Below are 17132 nucleotides of genomic sequence, written 5' to 3'. Positions count from 1 at the left end.
AATTACTCTATTAGTCTATCATAAATTCTATCACAGGCTTTATTTAATAGTTGAAATACATCATCAAAGCCTGAGACTCCACCATAATATGGATCAGGAACATTTATAATATCACTTGCCAATTCATCAAGAATCAATTTTACTTTTTTTTCATCATCCAAATTTCGAGCTAGTCGCATCACATTTTGATAGTTAGATGTGTCCATAACGTATATGTAATCATACTTATCAAAATCAGATACAGTAAATTGTCTGCCTCTTTGGTCAGTAATATCTATTCCATATTTTTTAGCTATATCAATAGATCTTTTGTCTGGAAGCTCACCAATATGGTAATTGCTAGTTCCAGCCGATTCTATAACGAATCTGTTTTTAGGGAGTTTATGTTTTAAAATGCCTTCTGCTAATGGGGATCGACAAATATTGCCCAAGCATACCATTAGAATTTTAGTCATTTTTATGCTATTTTTTATAGAGAAAGTTTCTTTGAAAGATCTTCAACATACTTTCTAAATTGTTTGTCTGTAGAAGACAAATTATCGACTGTTTTACAGGCATGTAATACCGTAGCATGATCGCGCTTTCCTATTTGCGAGCCAATACTGGCTAGCGATGCTTTTGTGAACTTTTTCGCAAAGAACATGGCTAATTGTCTTGCTTGTACAATATGACGCTTTCTAGTTTTAGATTGTAATGTATCTACATCCATTTGGAAATAATCAGATACAACTTTTTGTATGTAATCTATAGAAACCTCTCTCTTAGTATTTTTTACAAATTTTTCAACAATATCCTTTGCTAGACCTATTGTGATTTCTTTTTTATTAAAAGAAGATTGTGCAATTAACGAAATAATAGCGCCTTCTAATTCTCTTACATTGGTTTTAATATTCTTTGCAACATAATCTATAATGTCGTCAGGCATTTCTACACCGTCTCTGTAGAGTTTGTTTTTAAGAATGGATACTCTGGTTTCAAAATCTGGATTTTGTAATTCGGCTGAAAGTCCCCATTTAAATCTGGATAGTAAACGTTGCTCAATATCTTGCATATCAACAGGAGCCTTGTCACTTGTTAAAATAACTTGCTTACCATTTTGATGTAAATGATTAAAAATATGGAAGAACACATCTTGTGTTCCGGACTTTCCAGAAAGGAATTGAACATCGTCAATAATTAATACGTCGATTAATTGATAGAAATGAATAAAATCGTTTCTATTATTCTTTTTAACTGAATCTATGTATTGCTGAGTGAACTTTTCAGCTGAAATATATAAAACTGTTTTTTCTGGATATTTATCTTTAATATCAACACCAATAGCGTGTGCTAAATGTGTTTTTCCTAAACCAACACCACCAAAAATTAATAAAGGATTAAATGAGGTGCCTCCAGGTTTATTTGCTACAGCTAAACCTGCATTTCTAGCTAACCTGTTAGAATCACCTTCTAAAAAGTTTTCAAAACTATAGTTAGGATTAAGCTGAGACTCAATTTTTACATTTCTAATTCCAGGAATTACAAATGGATTTTTTAGCTCAGGGCTTTTATTATTAAATGGAATATCTACATCTTGCGATTTAACAGCGCCTCTATTTGAACTAGGTATTTTTTCGGTAAAAGGTTGTTTGTTGCCATAAGTGTTTTCCATTTTTATGACATATACCAATTTTGCACTTTCTCCAAGTTCTTTAGTTAGTGCAACTTTTAAAATTTTAACGTAGTGTTCTTCTAACCATTCGTAGAAAAATTTACTTGGAACTTGTATGCTTAAAGCATTATCAGTTAGCTTTACTGCAACAATTGGTTCAAACCAAGTTTTGTATGCTTGCGGTTGGATGTTATCCTTTATAAATTCAAGACAGTTATTCCAGACCGATTGCGCAGTTACACTCATTATTTGTTGTAAAATTAATAGTTTGTTAGTTGGTTTGTAGAAATTAAGAAAAATGGGGATTTTCTTGTTTGCTTTCTACATGACAAATATGTGAACAAAATTCTAAAAAAAAAAATAGATGTCTATTGAATTTTAAGTTTTTTTTTCGCATGTTTAAATCCGCATGAAAATACAAAATTATTTTTAAAACATCCTTTTATTTTTTATGAAAAGCTTTGAAACTAAGATTCGAATTAGATATGGAGAGACAGACCAAATGGGTGTTGTCTATCATGGTAATTATTCAAATTTTTTAGAGATAGGAAGAATAGAATGGTTAAGGACGTTAGGAGTGTCTTATAAGCAGATGGAGCTAGATGGAATCATGCTTCCGGTAATTTCTTTATCTTTAAAATATAAAAAACCTGCTTGTTATGACGATGTAATTTCTGTAAAAACAATCTTGAAAAAAATGCCAACCGCCACTATAGAATTTGATTATGAAATCACAAATGAAGCAGGTGAAATTTTAACATTAGGAAATACAATTTTGGCTTTTATTAATATGAAAACGAATCGCCCTACAAGATGCCCAAAATTTATTTTAGACAAACTGCAAAATTAATCGTTAAACTCACGTATTTCAACTTCGAAAATTTGCTCAAAAATTGCAAAAATGGATTCGGCATCTTTTTTTCTTACAGAAATTTGTATTTGACAATTCAATTCTAACTTTTGATTGACAATTTTTAGTTGTTTCTCTTTTATAATTCGCATTACCTTATTCATATTTTTATAATCAAAGGTAATAAGGTAATTCTTGTTTATAGTTTTGGTAACAATTTTTGAGTTTTCCAAAGCAAGTTGGGCTGTGGTTTTGTAGGCATTAATTAAGCCGCCAACACCTAGTTTTACACCGCCAAAATATCTAACAACAACAACTAATATATTTGTAACATCAAAAGATTGAATTTGACCGTAAATTGGCATTCCAGCACTGTTGTTAGGTTCTCCATCATCATTGGCTCTATAGATTATGTTTTCAGTGCCAATTTGATACGCATAACACCAATGTCTTGCAGAGTGATGCTCCTTTTTTAATAGCTCAAGTTTTGATTTTATGCTATCTTCAGAGTTTACAGGAAAGGCGTAACCATAAAACTTACTGTTTTTGTCCTTAAATAATACTTCTTCTGAAGCCTTTACAATAGTTTTATATGTATCGTTAGTTTCCAAATTATGCCAAAGTTACTAATAGAATGGAAATAATTGCTAAACTTATGCCTATCCAATTCTTTTTAGATATAGATTCTTTAAACAAAAATAAGCCAACTAGTGTCGAAGCCATTACTATGGCTACATTATTAACCGTAAATAGTGTAGAGCTTTCAAGGCCTTTAAACTGCAATGCTTTTAATAAGAAAACAATCGAGTAGTAGTTAATAACACCCAAAAAAGCACCTCCAATAGCATTTTTGATTTCAAATTTAAATGTTTGTTTTATTGCCTTATACGTCAAGATTAGTAACCCTATAATTGCTGCACAGCCAAAAATGGTAGCCGAAAATATGGGAATGCCATTTTTAGGGACATATGTTGTTTCTAAATATTTTATAGATGCATCAATAACTCCAGAACCTATAAAGAGTATAAAGGGAAGAAATAATCCTTGCCTTATGTTAATAGACGATTTAGCTTTTATAGCCGTAAGATAAACGGCAATGAGTGCTAAAATAATACCAAATATTTTCTGAAAGCCTAAACTCTCATTATAGACATATATTCCAAAAATAACTGGAATAACCACACTCATTTTGCTCGCAACTGATGCTACTGATAATCCATTGCGTTGAGCAGTTAATGCCATTAAATTAAAGACAGAAATAAATAAAAACCCTAATAACACAGCACCTATAAACCATCTTGAGTTAAAAATTTCGGAAGGATTTATTGAAGATTCATAACTAATAAGCCCACAAATACAAGCCGTTATATAATTAGCAACAATTGAATGAAACGTATTTATTTTATAGCGACTAAAAAGTTTAAATACTATAAAAATTGCTGTTGATGCGAGAATACTTAGTAAGAGATAAATCAAAACAAATCGTTCTTAATGGTAAATAATTGGGTAACATCTTCTTTACCAGGAATTATATTCCAAGTACGGATGCCAAGTTTTGATGCTGACTCTGTGTTTTCTTTTAAATCGTCAATAAATAAACATTGTCTAGCTTGTAAGTTGTTATCGTTTAACACAAACTCATAAATAGAAGGACTTGGTTTGCTTAAATGAATTTCTTGTGATAAATAAAATTTGTTAAATGAGTTTTTAAATCGCTTATAACGCGGCAAACTCATATTTTTTATAACTTGTTCTATATGCAAATCGTTGGTGTTGCTTAATAGAATGAGTTGATAATTATTTTCTTTAGATAGTTTTTCAACAAACTCAAGACGATGCTCTGGAAAATCCAGAATAATTGAATTCCATGCTTTTATGAAATCTTGGGTAGCAACGTTTGGGAACTTCTCATTGAAATGCGTAATTAATTCAGCGGTAGAAATCAATCCTTTTTCATATTCCGAAGCAATATGATACATATCAAGGCTTATAGCTTTTGGTATTCCTAACTTTATAAGTTCTCTTTTAATGGCTGGTTTATCTAAATTGATAAATACATCACCAAAATCGAATATAATGGTTTTAATTGTTGACATATACCTTTAATGTGTCATCTAATATTTGTTCATCAGCGATTAATTTTCCTTTTAATTTAGGGGCTTTAACTCCTTCCTTAAAAAAGGATTTACCAGTGAATATTCTAGCCTCGTCCCAAATACCTGAGTCAATAAAAAGTTGTAGCGTTTTAGAGCCGCCTTCAATAATGACAGAATTGATATTTGATTTAAATAGTGCGTTGTAAATATTTTTAACAGTTTTCTCTTTAATTACTATTGTTTTGGCTTTGTCATCAAATACATTAAAACCTTTCGATAGTGCTTCCTTTTTATCCAAAACGATTCTAATAGGGTGTTTTCCTTCCCAATCTCTTGTGGTTAAACTCGGGTTATCTTCTATAACCGTATTAGTGCCAACCAAAATGGCTTGTTCTTCTGCTCTCCATTTGTGTACTATTTGTCTAGAATATTCATTAGTAATCCAAACAGGTTTTTGTTCATCTTTAGACAATGGAGCAATAAAGCCATCAGCAGTTTCTGCCCATTTTAAAATAATATAAGGACGTTGCTTATTATGAAACGTAAAAAAACGTTTATGGTGTTCTTTACAAGCGTCTTCTAAAACACCAACAATAACATTGCAACCAGCTGCTCGCAATTTAGTAATACCTTGTCCAGCAACTTTGCTGTGAGTATCGATAGTTCCAATAATAACCTTTGGGATTTGATATTTAATTATTGCATCAGCACAAGGAGGCGTTTTTCCAAAATGTGAACACGGTTCGAGTGTTACATATAATGTAGCTTTTTTTAATAATGATTTGTCTTTAACTGAATTAATTGCATTTATTTCGGCATGAGCACCACCATAAGGACTTGTAAAACCTTCACCTATGATTTTTTCACTACTAACAATGACACAACCAACCATAGGATTTGGAGCTACTGAGCCTAATCCATTTTTAGCAATGTCTATGCAACGTTGTATGTATGTTTCGTGTTGTTTCAAAAACTTTTAATGTTTGACAATATTATAATTTATATTTATAGAAAATTAAAATAATATTGAAAAGTTTATTTTTTCGTTTACTAGCCTATTTCGTTTGTGGCTTTATTATTATGATTGGTTATTCTTATATTAATTCAATACCCAAAGGTTTTGAAGAACTTTATTCATCTTGGTTAGTTCACAATTATACAGGACTTTTAATTATATCATTCCCTTTGTCTTATATAATTAATGATTTGATTAGTCTTTTAAAGGGCTATCTTTCTAAATATGAAAATAGATTCTCTCTTAGTTTTTTTTCATTCAAATCACCTCTTAATTACGTATCTTCACAACATAAAAATAAGATTAAAAAAATAGGTGCTAGTAGCATGATTATTAGAGAAATTCAGCCTGATGATAATAAGTCCATAGAAACAATTATGACCAATTGTTTTAAAGAGTTTGGGATGCCAATTTCTGGATCGTCACTTGAAGATGAGGATGTCAAACAGATGTATGAAGGATTTCAAGGAAAAAGAGCTATCTATTATGTGGTAGAGGAGAACGGAAAAGTATTAGGTGGAGGAGGTGTAAAGCAATTACAAGGTGCTACTAATGACACGTGCGAATTGCAAAAAATGTATTTTCATCCTGATGCTCGTGGAAAAGGTTTTGGGAAAATGATGTTCGATCTGTGCATAAAAGCTGCTAAAGATTTTGACTATAAATTTTGCTATCTCGAGTCAGCTTCACAATTAAAAAATGCTATTAAGATTTATAAAAAAAATGGATTTAAACACCTGGATAAACCGTTAGGAAACACAGGACACGTTATTTGTGGCGTGTATATGCTAAAAGAATTAACATGATACTAAAATCATTACGAACCTATTTTAACAATGCACTTTTAGGATACTATCCTGATACTGAAATTAAATCATTTTTTCACTTGCTTTCCGAGCGAGTTCTAAAAATGAAGCGTATAGACATTTCACAGAATTTATATGCAGTTGTGTCCGGGAAGAAATACGATAAATTTCAAAAAGCGATTGATGGACTTAAAAAATACGAACCCATTCAATATATACTTGGTGATACTGAGTTTTACGGATTGGTGTTTAAGGTAAATCCTTCAGTGTTGATTCCTCGACCAGAAACCGAAGAGTTAGTACAATGGATAATCAACTGTCATTCTGAGCAAAACAAAGAAACTGAATTAAATATTTTAGATATAGGCACAGGAAGTGGTTGTATTGCTATTTCCCTAGCTAAAAACTTGTCAAATGCAAAAGTCTTTGCCTTGGATATTAGTAACGACGCTTTAAAAACAGCCAAACAAAATGCTGTTAATAATGAAGTAGAGGTTGAATTTATTGAAGCTGATATTTTAGATTGGGATTGTGGTAATTTGGAATTTGACATCATAGTGTCCAATCCACCTTATGTACGTGAATTGGAAAAAGAAGGGATGAGCGCGAATGTGTTAGAACATGAACCACATTTAGCGCTGTTTGTTAAAGATGATGACGCCTTATTGTTCTATAGAAACATTACTGAGATTTCTAAAACTATTTTAAAACCCAATGGTCAGTTGTATTTTGAAATCAATGAAAGTTTAGGCGAGCGTACAAAAGACTTATTAGTCAATAATGATTTTAAAAGTATTGAACTAAAAAGAGATATTTTTGATAAAGACAGAATGATTAAAGCCATAAAACGATGAAAGCGTTAAAAACTATTGCAGTATTTTGTGGAAGTAGTGAAGGAAATGATATTAAAATAATTTCTGAAGCTAAAGCCCTAGGGAAAACTTTGGCAAAAGAAAATATCACCTTAGTTTATGGTGCTGCAAAAATCGGCATTATGGGAAAAATTGCTCAATCTTCACTTGATCATCACGGAAAAGTGATTGGTGTCATCCCTGAATTCTTAAAACTAAAAGAAGTGGTGCATTTAGGGTTGACAGAACTAATAACCACAGAAAACATGCATGAACGTAAACTAAAAATGCATGAGATTTCAGATGGATTTATTACGCTTCCAGGTGGTTTTGGTACGTTTGAAGAATTGTTTGAAATTATTACTTGGGCACAATTAGGCTTGCATCAAAAACCTATTGGGTTATTAAATATTAATGGGTTTTATGATGATTTAATCAGCATGCTGGAAACCATGGTTGCTAAAGGACTTTTAAAAATGGAAAATTTTGAGCTATTAATTGTTGATAATGACATTAACAAGTTGCTTGATAAAATGAGACACTTCAAACCTCAAGATGTTCCAAAGTGGTTAAAACTAGATAGAACTTAATTTACAAATTCATTCATCGTTTTAATCTTTAAATCTTCTAAAGTACTTGACTTAGTTTCAAATTCTATTTCCACAGTTTCATTTGGTAATAAATCAAAATAGTTGTCACTAAAATGTCCTTTTTCTTTTGAATACAAAAACACATCTTTCTGCAAGGATGAGCTTAGTAACTTAATATTAAAACCAGTTTTTGTTTTTGTGATTTTTTTAGTTATCTCTGCTTGTTGAAATTTTAATTTTTTTGGTTTTGCTAAATAATATGTTGATGTTGAGTTTTTGAAACTTGATACTAAAACTGTATTTCTTCTGTCGAAGCCTTTTAAGTTTAGCTCGTGCACAAGTTCACTACTATTTTTGGATGCTGTAATTTCTTTTGAATATGACCAGAGTTTTTTTCCGGAAAAATCAATGAGTTTTAAATATAGCGTATCAGTCACTTCTTCTAAATTATCATTTATAATAAATGTTTTAAGAACATTATCTTCAGCTTTAGATGATACTAAGATATTCTCAAAACTCTTTTTAGCTTTATAATGTAAGGCTTTCCAATTTCCAAAAAAGTCAATACTAGACCAAGAAATAGATGGCCAACAATCATTCAACTGCCAATACAAAGTTCCCATATTATAAGGTTTTGCACGTCGTTGTGCTTCTATGCCTTTGGTAATACCATAGGCTTGAACTACCTGACTCATATATACATAATCCTCAGCCTTTGTTGGCACTGGAAAATCTCTTTTCATGTATTCATAAATCAACTCAAAACCGCGAATATGTTTTTGATGGTTTTTAAATCCTTCAGAGTTAAACTCCAATGGATCACTTTGATTGATGTAATTAATCACTTCATAACTAGGGAATGATTGCATTCCAAACTCACTCATAAAGCGCGGAACTTTTTCTTCTAAATGCTCAAAAGGGTAGGCATCATGCCAAATCCACCAATCGTGCGCATCACCTTCAAATTCGTAGTTAGGATTACCACGACCATATTTTGGAGAAGATTCCCAATAATCAGTATTGGTTAAATCTGCAACTGTATTTGGTAAAATAGAATCAAATACTTTTAGATAGTTATTCCAGATTTCTTCTTTTTCTATCTCAGAACGTCCATCTTGCCAGCCCCAACGATGCCAACCTTCACTATTTTCATTATTGCCACACCAAAGCACAATACTTGCGTGATTTCGTAAGCGTTTTACATTGTCAATGGCTTCTTGTTGGACGTTTTGTAAATAGTTTTTATCTCCAGGATACATGGCACAAGCAAACATAAAATCTTGCCAAACGAGGATGCCTTTTTCATCGCAAAAGTCATAAAAGATATCGTTTTCATAAATACCTCCTCCCCAAACGCGCAGCATATTCATGTTAGCATCAACAACATCATCAAGTAATGTTTCATAATGAGCATCTGTAACTTTGTTTTGCATGCTGTTTTGCGGAATGTAATTGGCACCTTTTGCATACACAGGCACATCATTGACTCTAAAATAAAAGGACTCACCTATGCTGTCTTTTTCTGTGACGAGTTCAATGGTTCGCAAGCCTATTTTTGTGGAGATGCTGTCTAAAATGGCATTTCCTTTTTTAACAACAACTTTAATATCATATAAATAGGGCTCTCCTAAATTATGTGGCCACCAACGTTTTGGGTCTTTTATCTGAAATGTCAAATCAGATTTCTCAAAGGGAATTAACGTGTCATTAACTAGGATTTGATATGTTAAGCCATCTAAGTTAGAATCAGTGATGTCAAGTTTCAAACTTGCAATTGAATCGTTTAAAGTAACTTGCTTAATATAGATGTCTTCGATTTTATAATCATTCCAAGTCACTAATTTTACAGGTCGCCAAATTCCGCTAGTATTTAATTTTGGTCCCCAATCCCAACCATATTGAAATTGTGCTTTTCTTGTAAAAATACGATTGCCTTCTGGTAGAGAATAACCTAGTTTTGTTTTTTCTTGTTCTTCAAATTTCGTTGTATTTTCGAATAGAATTCGCAATGTGTTTTCAGGTTTTAATAAAGGTTTTACATCAACGTGAAATTTACGAAAGGCATTATTGCTTTTCAATATTAAGCTATCATTTAGGTAAACAGATGCGTAAGTATCTAGGCCTTCAAAGAATAAACTAATATTTTGTTTTTTAAGCGTTTTTTTATCTATTGAAAAAGTAGTTTTGTATTCCCAATCGGATTCTGAAATCCATTGTAAATTGTGTTCGTTATTTCCAATAAATGGGTTTTCAATAAGGTTGTTTTCTAATAAATCAGAATGTACATTTCCAGGAACTGTTGCTGGATTCCAGTTTGAATCGTTAACTTTTTTGAACTCCCAATTTCTATGTAGCTCAATAGTTTGAGGCACATCATGTTTGGTTTGACAACTCCAACAAACGAGAATTAAAAGTAACAGACTATATCGCATCTAAAATGGCTTTAATTTTTTTTGGATCGGAATAGGTGAGAGGTGTTGAAAATAATGAGCCATCACTTTCTATTTCAGTTGAGGCAGACGCGTGAATTTCGTTTAAACCAACATCTTTAAACAACGTTGTATTGTCTGAATTAATCCCTCCTCCTGCAAGAATGGTTATTCTGCCATTTGCTTGTTCGTTTAATCGTTTTAATAGATTCAAGCCTTTTTCTGCTGAGGTTTCCAAGCCAGAAGTCAATACTCTATCAACACCTAAGACGATTAATTGTTCTAACGCTTTTGAAGGATTGTCAACACAATCAAAAGCGCGATGAAAGGTAAACTGCAATGGTCTTGAAAGTTCTACTAATTCTTTCGTTCTTTCTATATCAATCGTATTGTCTTTATTTAAAACACCAGAAACAATTCCAGCACAACCTAAATTTTTGCATAGTTGAATGTCTTGTTTTATGATGTCAAACTCTTCTTCTGTATAGACAAAATTTCCACTTCGTGGTCTGATTAATACAAACACTGGAATTGAAAGCGTATCTGTAACTTGTTTTAATAAACCATAACTTGGTGTCACACCACCAACCGATAGCTCTTGACATAATTCAACACGATGTGCTCCTGCTTCTTGAGCATTTTTAGCTGATTGATAGGAGTTGGCACAGATTTCTAAAAGCATCTTAATTCACAATTATTTCATCAATAAACGTCCAAGCTTTATTACCAGCACCTTGTTTACCTTTTGGAATGGTTCCATAATTTAGGATTTTCAAAGTAATGGTCTTGATTTTTACATTCATACCTTCTGGGATTGGTAGTTCATAATCGAAATTTAAAATCTTATCGTCATATTGGTCGCTAAAAAAAACTTTTTTTGAAAGAAAAGAATCATCGTCTAACTCAAAAAGAAAATGTATTTCCTTTGGCGCATAAATCCATTGTCCTTGTCCATTATGAAATCTTGTTTCAATGGAATTGATTTCGGTTTCTTCACCTAAATCAATGGTGATTTCGATATCTTCTCCCCAAAACCCTAGCCATTCTTTGTCGCCATAACGTGAATCACTTCCAGAAATGCCATTAACAAGTCCTTCAGCACCACTTCCAGGATAAGATTTGTGAGGTTCTTTGTTTATTGTAATTTTTTTTCCAACGGCTTTATGCAGATTAATATCCTGAGAAAATGTAGTTCCTAATTTTTTATCTGAATTAAATACAGATGCTTTAATACTAACGCTTTCAGTAATTGGAATAGGTTTAGTATAAGCTTCTGAATTTATAGTTGGTTCTGAGCCATCTAAAGTAAACCGAATGTTTTTACCATCGGTTAAGGTTTGTAATTGATAACGCAATCCATTGTTATCAGAAAGTAAATCGCCTTCAATTTCATAAAGATGATTTGCATAATTAATGTTTAAAGCATCTAATCTCTTGTGAAAGTTTTCAACGCGTTTTACAAAGTCAGGATAGTTTTTATTTTCCTGTTTCGACCAGACCACTTCGCTCATAGCAAGTATGCGTGGAAATGCCATGTATTCAACTTGTTCAGAGGTTTTCATGTACTCAGTCCAAATATTGCCTTGTGCACCTAACACGTATTTTGCTTCTTCTTTAGTTAGTTCATCAGGAATTGGATTAAAATTATACACTTTTTCCAAGGGTAAATAGCCACCAATAGCAATAGGTTCGTTGTCATTTTCACTTTGATAATAATCAAAATAGCAATGACTTGTTGGTGTCATCACTACATTATGATGTTGTTTGGCTGCTTCAATTGCTCCACTTATGCCTCTCCATGACATCACAGTAGCATTAGGAGCTAATCCACCTTCTAGAATTTCATCCCAACCAATAATCTGTCTTCCTTTACTGTTGAGATAAGTTTCAATTCTAGAAATAAAATAACTCTGCAATTCGTGTTCGTCTTTTAAGCCTTCTTTTTTTATGAGTGCTTGACAATGGTTACAATGTTTCCATCGGGTTTTTGGTGCCTCATCACCTCCAATATGAATAAATTCACTTGGGAATAATGCTAAAACTTCATCCAGAACATCTTCTAAAAATGCAAATGTTTCTTCTTTAGGGCAATAAATTTCTTCAAAAACACCCCATTTCGTTGCTACGTTAACCTGTTCTCCTGTACAACCCAATTCTGGATATGCTGCAATAGCAGCTTGACTATGTCCAGGAAGTTCAATTTCTGGAATTACAGTTACAAAACGACTTTGGGCATAAGCAACCACTTCTTTAACTTCTTCTTGTGTGTAATAACCACCATATTGTTTACCATCAAACTGATGCGGTTGGTCGTTGTAATGTCCAATTAAAGTTTCGTTTCTAAAAGCAGCAATTTCTTGAAGTTTAGGGTACTTCTTGATTTCTATACGCCAACCTTGATCTTCGGTTAAATGCCAATGAAAGGTGTTCATTTTTAACAAGGCAAGAGCATCGATGTATTTTTTTATGAAATCTACTGAAAACATATGGCGACCTACATCTAAATGCATACCACGATAAGAGAATTGTGGTTCATCCTTGATAGTTGTGCAAGGTATTGCTATATCATTTTCTTGAAATGTACCATTTTCAAATTCTGGAGGTAGTAGTTGCCTTAAAGATTGTATTGCATAAAAAGCACCTTGGTCTGTTTTGGCTTTAATTTTTATGGTGTTTGGAAGAATTTCAAGTGAATATCCTTCATCAGCTAAAGTATCATCTTTAATAAAGGAAATTAGGTTACTGCCTACTAGTTTTATATTACCACCTTCTTCAATATATGATTTTAGAAATTCTGCAGAAATTTTAAAAACATCATCGTATTGAATCCCAGTTGAAGCGTTTAAAATAAACGACCCTTTATTTATAGTTTGTTCTAATGGTTGCGGAATTACTAATACATCTGTAGTTAATATTTCTTTTTCTTTACAGTTGAATAAAATGCTCATAAAAAGCAGAGCAACGAGTATTTTCTTGTAATGCATTTTAGTATATTAGATGCTTTAAATATAGCCTAAAAAGATAACTTTTTCTTAAATTATTTAATGGATATTCAACAACAAATAAAAACACTAAGCGAAGAACTTCGTCAGCATAACTATAATTACTACGTACTTGATAATCCTACCATAAGTGATTACGAATTTGATATAAAGCTAAAACAACTTCAAGAGTTGGAAGCTAAACACCCAGAATTTGCAGAAACTGATTCTCCTACAATACGTGTTGGTGGTGAAGTGACTAAAAACTTTGAAACTGTTGTTCATGAACACCGAATGTATTCTTTGGATAATTCATATTCAAAAGAGGACTTATTGGATTGGGAAACACGTATAAAAAAGCTGGTTGATGGAAAGGTGCAATATGTGTGTGAGTTAAAATATGATGGCGCATCCATTAGCTTAACCTACGAAAATGGTGTTTTGCTAAGAGCTGTAACCAGAGGTGATGGTACTCAAGGAGATAATGTGACTGCTAATATCAAGACGATTAAGTCAGTACCTTTAAAATTAAAAGGAAATTATCCACCAAAATTTGATATTCGTGGTGAAATCGTTCTGCCTTTTGAAGGGTTTAACAAAATGAATGAAGAACGGATTGAAATAGGAGAAGAACCCTACAGAAACCCAAGAAATACAGCTTCTGGAAGCTTGAAGCTACAAGATAGTGCAGAAGTTGCTAAACGACCCTTGGAATGCTTACTATATAATATAACAGGTTCAAATTTGGGAATTAATACACAGTTTAAAAGTTTAGAACTTGCAAGACAAATGGGCTTTAAAGTTCCTGATGCTGCAAAATTGGTAAGCTCTATTGATGATGTTCTAGAGTTTGTTGATTATTGGGATGTACATCGTCATGATTTGCCATACGAAACTGATGGTGTAGTCATTAAAGTAAACGACTTGCAACAGCAAGAAGAACTTGGTTACACAGCTAAAGCACCACGTTGGGCAATAGCTTATAAATTTAAAGCAGAACAAGTTTCTACACGATTGAATGAAATTACTTATCAAGTTGGCCGTACAGGAGCTATTACGCCTGTAGCGAATTTAGAACCTGTAGAATTGGCTGGAACAACTGTAAAAAGAGCCTCTTTACATAATGCAGACCAGATTGAGAAGTTGGATATTAGAGTAGGAGACGAGGTATTTGTTGAAAAAGGAGGTGAGATTATCCCTAAAATAATTGCCGTAGACCTTACTAAACGACCAGCAGATTCTCAACCAACACAATATATAACCCATTGTCCAGAATGCAATACTAAATTGGTAAGGCAAGAAGGCGAAGCACAGCATTATTGCCCTAATTACAATGGATGTAATCCTCAAATTATAGGTCGCATACAGCATTTTATATCCAGAAAAGCGATGGATATTGAAGGGTTAGGAGGCGAAACAGTTGCGCTTTTAGTAAATGAAGGCTTAATAACTAATTATTCTGACTTATATGAATTAACCAAAGAACAAGTAATGCCTTTAGAGCGAATGGCTGAAAAAAGTGCGGATAACCTTGTAAAAGGTATTGAGGCTTCAAAGAAAATTCCTTTTGAACGGGTTTTATATGCCTTGGGAATACGCTATGTTGGAGAGACGGTTGCAAAAAAACTAGCAAAACATTATAAAAACATTGATGTTCTATCTCAAGCGACTATTATTGACTTAGTGACTGTTGATGAGATAGGAATTAAAATTGCTGAAAGTGTTGTTGACTTTTTTGCTTCTGAAGAAAATATACATATTATTGAGAGATTAAAGAGTTTTGGAGTGCAACTAACACTTTCTGAAGATGTTTTAGCCAATCAAACCGATAAATTAAAGGGGCAAATCTTTGTGGTTTCTGGTGTGTTTGAAACAGTATCGCGTACTGAATTAAAGAAACTTATTGAGGATAATGGAGGTAAAGTATCCTCCTCTATATCCTCAAAAACGTCTTATTTAGTAGCTGGAGATAAGATGGGACCTAGTAAGAGAGATAAGGCTAATAATTTAAATATTCCTATAGTTAATGAGAAAGATTTCTTACGAATGATTATTTAGAATTATTTTAAATAAACTCTTTTATCGATAAAAAGTAATATTTTATCGTTTAATTGTAATATTTTGTTATATTTGTCTCACAAATAGACCCCAAATCTATGAGCAAAAACAGTGTCATTATAAAAAAAGCAAAGCTACTAGGTAGTTTTATCGTTATACTTACTATAGCATTTATATCTTTTCAAATTTTAGATTTAGATATAGCTACAGAAATGGTAAGATTTCCTATTGTTCCGTTACTAACATATTTATATGTGTTAAAGTCTAAAGATACCAAGAGCTTTTTCTTTTGGTTTTTATGCTTTTATGCAATAGGAGAGCTTTTAGCAGGAATAGGTATTCTATATTATATTAATGAAAGTGAGTTTATTGACTATTTACAATTTTATGGTGGTAATTTGTGTTTTATCTTGTCATATTCATCATTGTTTCTTGAAATAAATAAGAATGTACGTCTAAATAAAATTATTAAGCGCTTTCCAATACATTTAATAGTGTTAATAGCATTAGATGTGTATAGTGTAATTTTGGTCTCTGATATTTCCTTAAAGAGCGGTTATTTATCATCTACGTTAGATTTTGTTATAGAAATTGTGTATAATACTGTGATTATGTTACTTCTTACAATGGCGCTAGTAAACTATATTAGTAGAGATTCCAAAAAGGCTATGAATTTATTAATTGGATCACTCTGTATTGTATTTTCAGAGGTTATTCAAGTAGCTTATTTTTACGTGTCTGAGAGAATAGTTTTAGGTGTTGTTTATTCTGTGTTATTAGTATTGGCATTTACACTTTTCTATATTCAGTCAAGTATGAGTTATATGAAAGCTAAAAAGCAAGAGATTCGTCGTGAAAGGCTTGAAAACGCAAAATTATAGTTTTAAGTTTTAAACAATTATTGTAGTGCCATCAGCAGATTTATTTTTATCGCTATCAAAATAAAAATCAATCTTTCCTAAATACAACCCATAACAGCCTACTTGATTTACTAATACATTTTTGCCAACGCTATTTTTTTCAATGGTTGGCTTAGGTAAAAAGGTATGTGTGTGTCCTCCAATGATAAGATCAATATCTTTTGTGGCTCTTGCAAGTGTTAAATCGGAAGGCTTCTCTTCGTTATTTCTATAATTATATCCTAGATGTGATAAGCAAATTACCAAATCACAATGCTCTTCTTCTTTTAGAATACGACTCATGTCTTGAGCGATTTCGGTTGGGTTTAAATATATGGTTTCTTTGAATAACTCTTTAGTCACCAAACCGTCTAACTCAATACCTAAACCAAACACACCTATTTTAATGCCATCTTTAATAAAAGTTTTATAAGGTTTTACATGCGTATCTAATACAGTATTCGAGAAATCGTAATTAGCAGATATAAAATCGAATTTAGCATGTGGTAATTGCGCATATAAGCCATCTATACCATTATCAAAATCATGATTTCCAATGGTGGCAGCATCATACTTAAGCATGCTCATAAGCTTAAATTCTAGTTCACCACCATAATAATTAAAATACGGTGTGCCTTGAAAAATATCGCCTGCATCAAGTAATAAGGTGTTAGGGTTTTCTTTTCTGATAGTTTCTACTAAGCTAGCTCTTCTAGCGACCCCACCTTTATTGGCATTTCTACCATCGTCTGGACCAAAAGGGTCTATGTGGCTGTGCACATCGTTAGTATGTAAAATAGTAATTTTTTTCTGTGTAACACTGTTAAACGATGATAATGTTAAACCACCTAACCCAATAAACGCACTACTTGCGGCTGTTTGCTGTATAAATTTTCTTCGTTTCAT

Annotated in this window: 16 protein-coding genes; 6 read left to right on the top strand and 10 right to left on the bottom strand. The window is 32.3% G+C overall.

The features are described from left to right. Positions 1 to 2: 2 nt before the first annotated feature. Together E5167_RS09590 and dnaA are read right to left on the bottom strand one after the other, a co-directional pair. Positions 3 to 455, bottom strand: coding sequence for a low molecular weight protein-tyrosine-phosphatase (locus tag E5167_RS09590; protein WP_136843447.1), 453 nt, complete (start codon positions 453 to 455; stop codon positions 3 to 5). Positions 456 to 469: 14 nt separating this feature from the next. Next, positions 470 to 1897, bottom strand: coding sequence for a chromosomal replication initiator protein DnaA (gene dnaA / locus E5167_RS09585; protein WP_136843445.1), 1428 nt, complete (start codon positions 1895 to 1897; stop codon positions 470 to 472). Positions 1898 to 2102: 205 nt separating this feature from the next. Between dnaA and E5167_RS09580 the strand changes: the two genes are divergently transcribed. Next, positions 2103 to 2501, top strand: coding sequence for an acyl-CoA thioesterase (locus E5167_RS09580; RefSeq protein ID WP_136843443.1), 399 nt, complete (start codon positions 2103 to 2105; stop codon positions 2499 to 2501). Here E5167_RS09580 and E5167_RS09575 read toward each other — a convergent pair. The 4 genes from E5167_RS09575 to ribD are packed head-to-tail and all read right to left on the bottom strand — an operon-like array spanning position 2498 to position 5567. After that, positions 2498 to 3112: an IMPACT family protein gene (locus E5167_RS09575; RefSeq protein WP_136843441.1), complete on the bottom strand. Its 615-nt coding sequence runs from the start codon at positions 3110 to 3112 to the stop codon at positions 2498 to 2500. The two genes, E5167_RS09580 and E5167_RS09575, sit on opposite strands and share 4 nt — an antisense overlap. A 1-nt stretch (position 3113) precedes the next feature. After that, a complete protein-coding gene (locus E5167_RS09570; protein WP_136843440.1) occupies positions 3114 to 3977 on the bottom strand; it encodes an EamA family transporter in 864 nt (287 codons plus the stop codon). Continuing rightward, positions 3974 to 4597 carry an HAD family hydrolase gene (locus E5167_RS09565; protein WP_136843438.1) on the bottom strand — a complete coding sequence of 208 codons (624 nt, stop codon included), beginning with the start codon at positions 4595 to 4597 and terminating at the stop codon, positions 3974 to 3976. The genes E5167_RS09570 and E5167_RS09565 overlap by 4 nt, the downstream gene beginning before the upstream one ends. Further along, entirely contained in the window at positions 4584 to 5567 is a 984-nt protein-coding gene (ribD, locus tag E5167_RS09560; protein WP_136843436.1) for a bifunctional diaminohydroxyphosphoribosylaminopyrimidine deaminase/5-amino-6-(5-phosphoribosylamino)uracil reductase RibD, read from the bottom strand. The genes E5167_RS09565 and ribD overlap by 14 nt, the downstream gene beginning before the upstream one ends. 371 nt (positions 5568 to 5938) lie before the next feature. Between ribD and E5167_RS09555 the strand changes: the two genes are divergently transcribed. Genes E5167_RS09555 through E5167_RS09545 form a run of 3 tightly spaced genes read left to right on the top strand, consistent with a single transcriptional unit; the run spans position 5939 to position 7859 of the window. Next, positions 5939 to 6418 carry a GNAT family N-acetyltransferase gene (locus E5167_RS09555; RefSeq protein ID WP_136843434.1) on the top strand — a complete coding sequence of 160 codons (480 nt, stop codon included), beginning with the start codon at positions 5939 to 5941 and terminating at the stop codon, positions 6416 to 6418. Further along, positions 6415 to 7272, top strand: a complete 858-nt coding sequence (gene prmC, locus E5167_RS09550) for a peptide chain release factor N(5)-glutamine methyltransferase (protein ID WP_136843432.1) — start codon at positions 6415 to 6417, stop codon at positions 7270 to 7272. The genes E5167_RS09555 and prmC overlap by 4 nt, the downstream gene beginning before the upstream one ends. Next, the gene (locus E5167_RS09545; protein WP_136843430.1) at positions 7269 to 7859 is read left to right on the top strand and encodes an LOG family protein; all 591 of its coding nucleotides are present in this window, start codon (positions 7269 to 7271) and stop codon (positions 7857 to 7859) included. Before prmC ends, E5167_RS09545 begins: the two co-directional genes overlap by 4 nt. On the opposite strand, the gene E5167_RS09540 is transcribed toward E5167_RS09545, so the two are convergent. Genes E5167_RS09540 through E5167_RS09530 form a run of 3 tightly spaced genes read right to left on the bottom strand, consistent with a single transcriptional unit; the run spans position 7856 to position 13236 of the window. Continuing rightward, a complete protein-coding gene (locus tag E5167_RS09540; protein WP_239021973.1) occupies positions 7856 to 10231 on the bottom strand; it encodes a beta-mannosidase in 2376 nt (791 codons plus the stop codon). The genes E5167_RS09545 and E5167_RS09540 overlap by 4 nt on opposite strands. A 49-nt stretch (positions 10232 to 10280) precedes the next feature. Further along, positions 10281 to 10970 carry a copper homeostasis protein CutC gene (locus E5167_RS09535; protein WP_136843426.1) on the bottom strand — a complete coding sequence of 230 codons (690 nt, stop codon included), beginning with the start codon at positions 10968 to 10970 and terminating at the stop codon, positions 10281 to 10283. 1 nt (position 10971) lies between these two features. Continuing rightward, positions 10972 to 13236, bottom strand: a complete 2265-nt coding sequence (locus E5167_RS09530) for a beta-N-acetylhexosaminidase (RefSeq protein ID WP_239021972.1) — start codon at positions 13234 to 13236, stop codon at positions 10972 to 10974. 96 nt (positions 13237 to 13332) lie between these two features. Here E5167_RS09530 and ligA point away from each other — a divergent pair, with 96 nt between their 5' ends. Next, positions 13333 to 15327, top strand: a complete 1995-nt coding sequence (gene ligA, locus E5167_RS09525; protein ID WP_136843422.1) for an NAD-dependent DNA ligase LigA — start codon at positions 13333 to 13335, stop codon at positions 15325 to 15327. A gap of 98 nt (positions 15328 to 15425) precedes the next feature. Then, positions 15426 to 16208, top strand: a complete 783-nt coding sequence (locus E5167_RS09520; protein WP_136843420.1) for a hypothetical protein — start codon at positions 15426 to 15428, stop codon at positions 16206 to 16208. A gap of 9 nt (positions 16209 to 16217) precedes the next feature. Here E5167_RS09520 and E5167_RS09515 read toward each other — a convergent pair whose 3' ends face one another. Further along, positions 16218 to 17132, bottom strand: coding sequence for a bifunctional metallophosphatase/5'-nucleotidase (locus tag E5167_RS09515; RefSeq protein ID WP_136843418.1), 915 nt, complete (start codon positions 17130 to 17132; stop codon positions 16218 to 16220).

Source organism: Pontimicrobium aquaticum (assembly GCF_005047595.1).
GTDB classification, from domain to species: Bacteria; Bacteroidota; Bacteroidia; order Flavobacteriales; family Flavobacteriaceae; genus Pontimicrobium; species Pontimicrobium aquaticum.
This window is presented reverse-complemented; position numbering and strand designations above follow the sequence as displayed.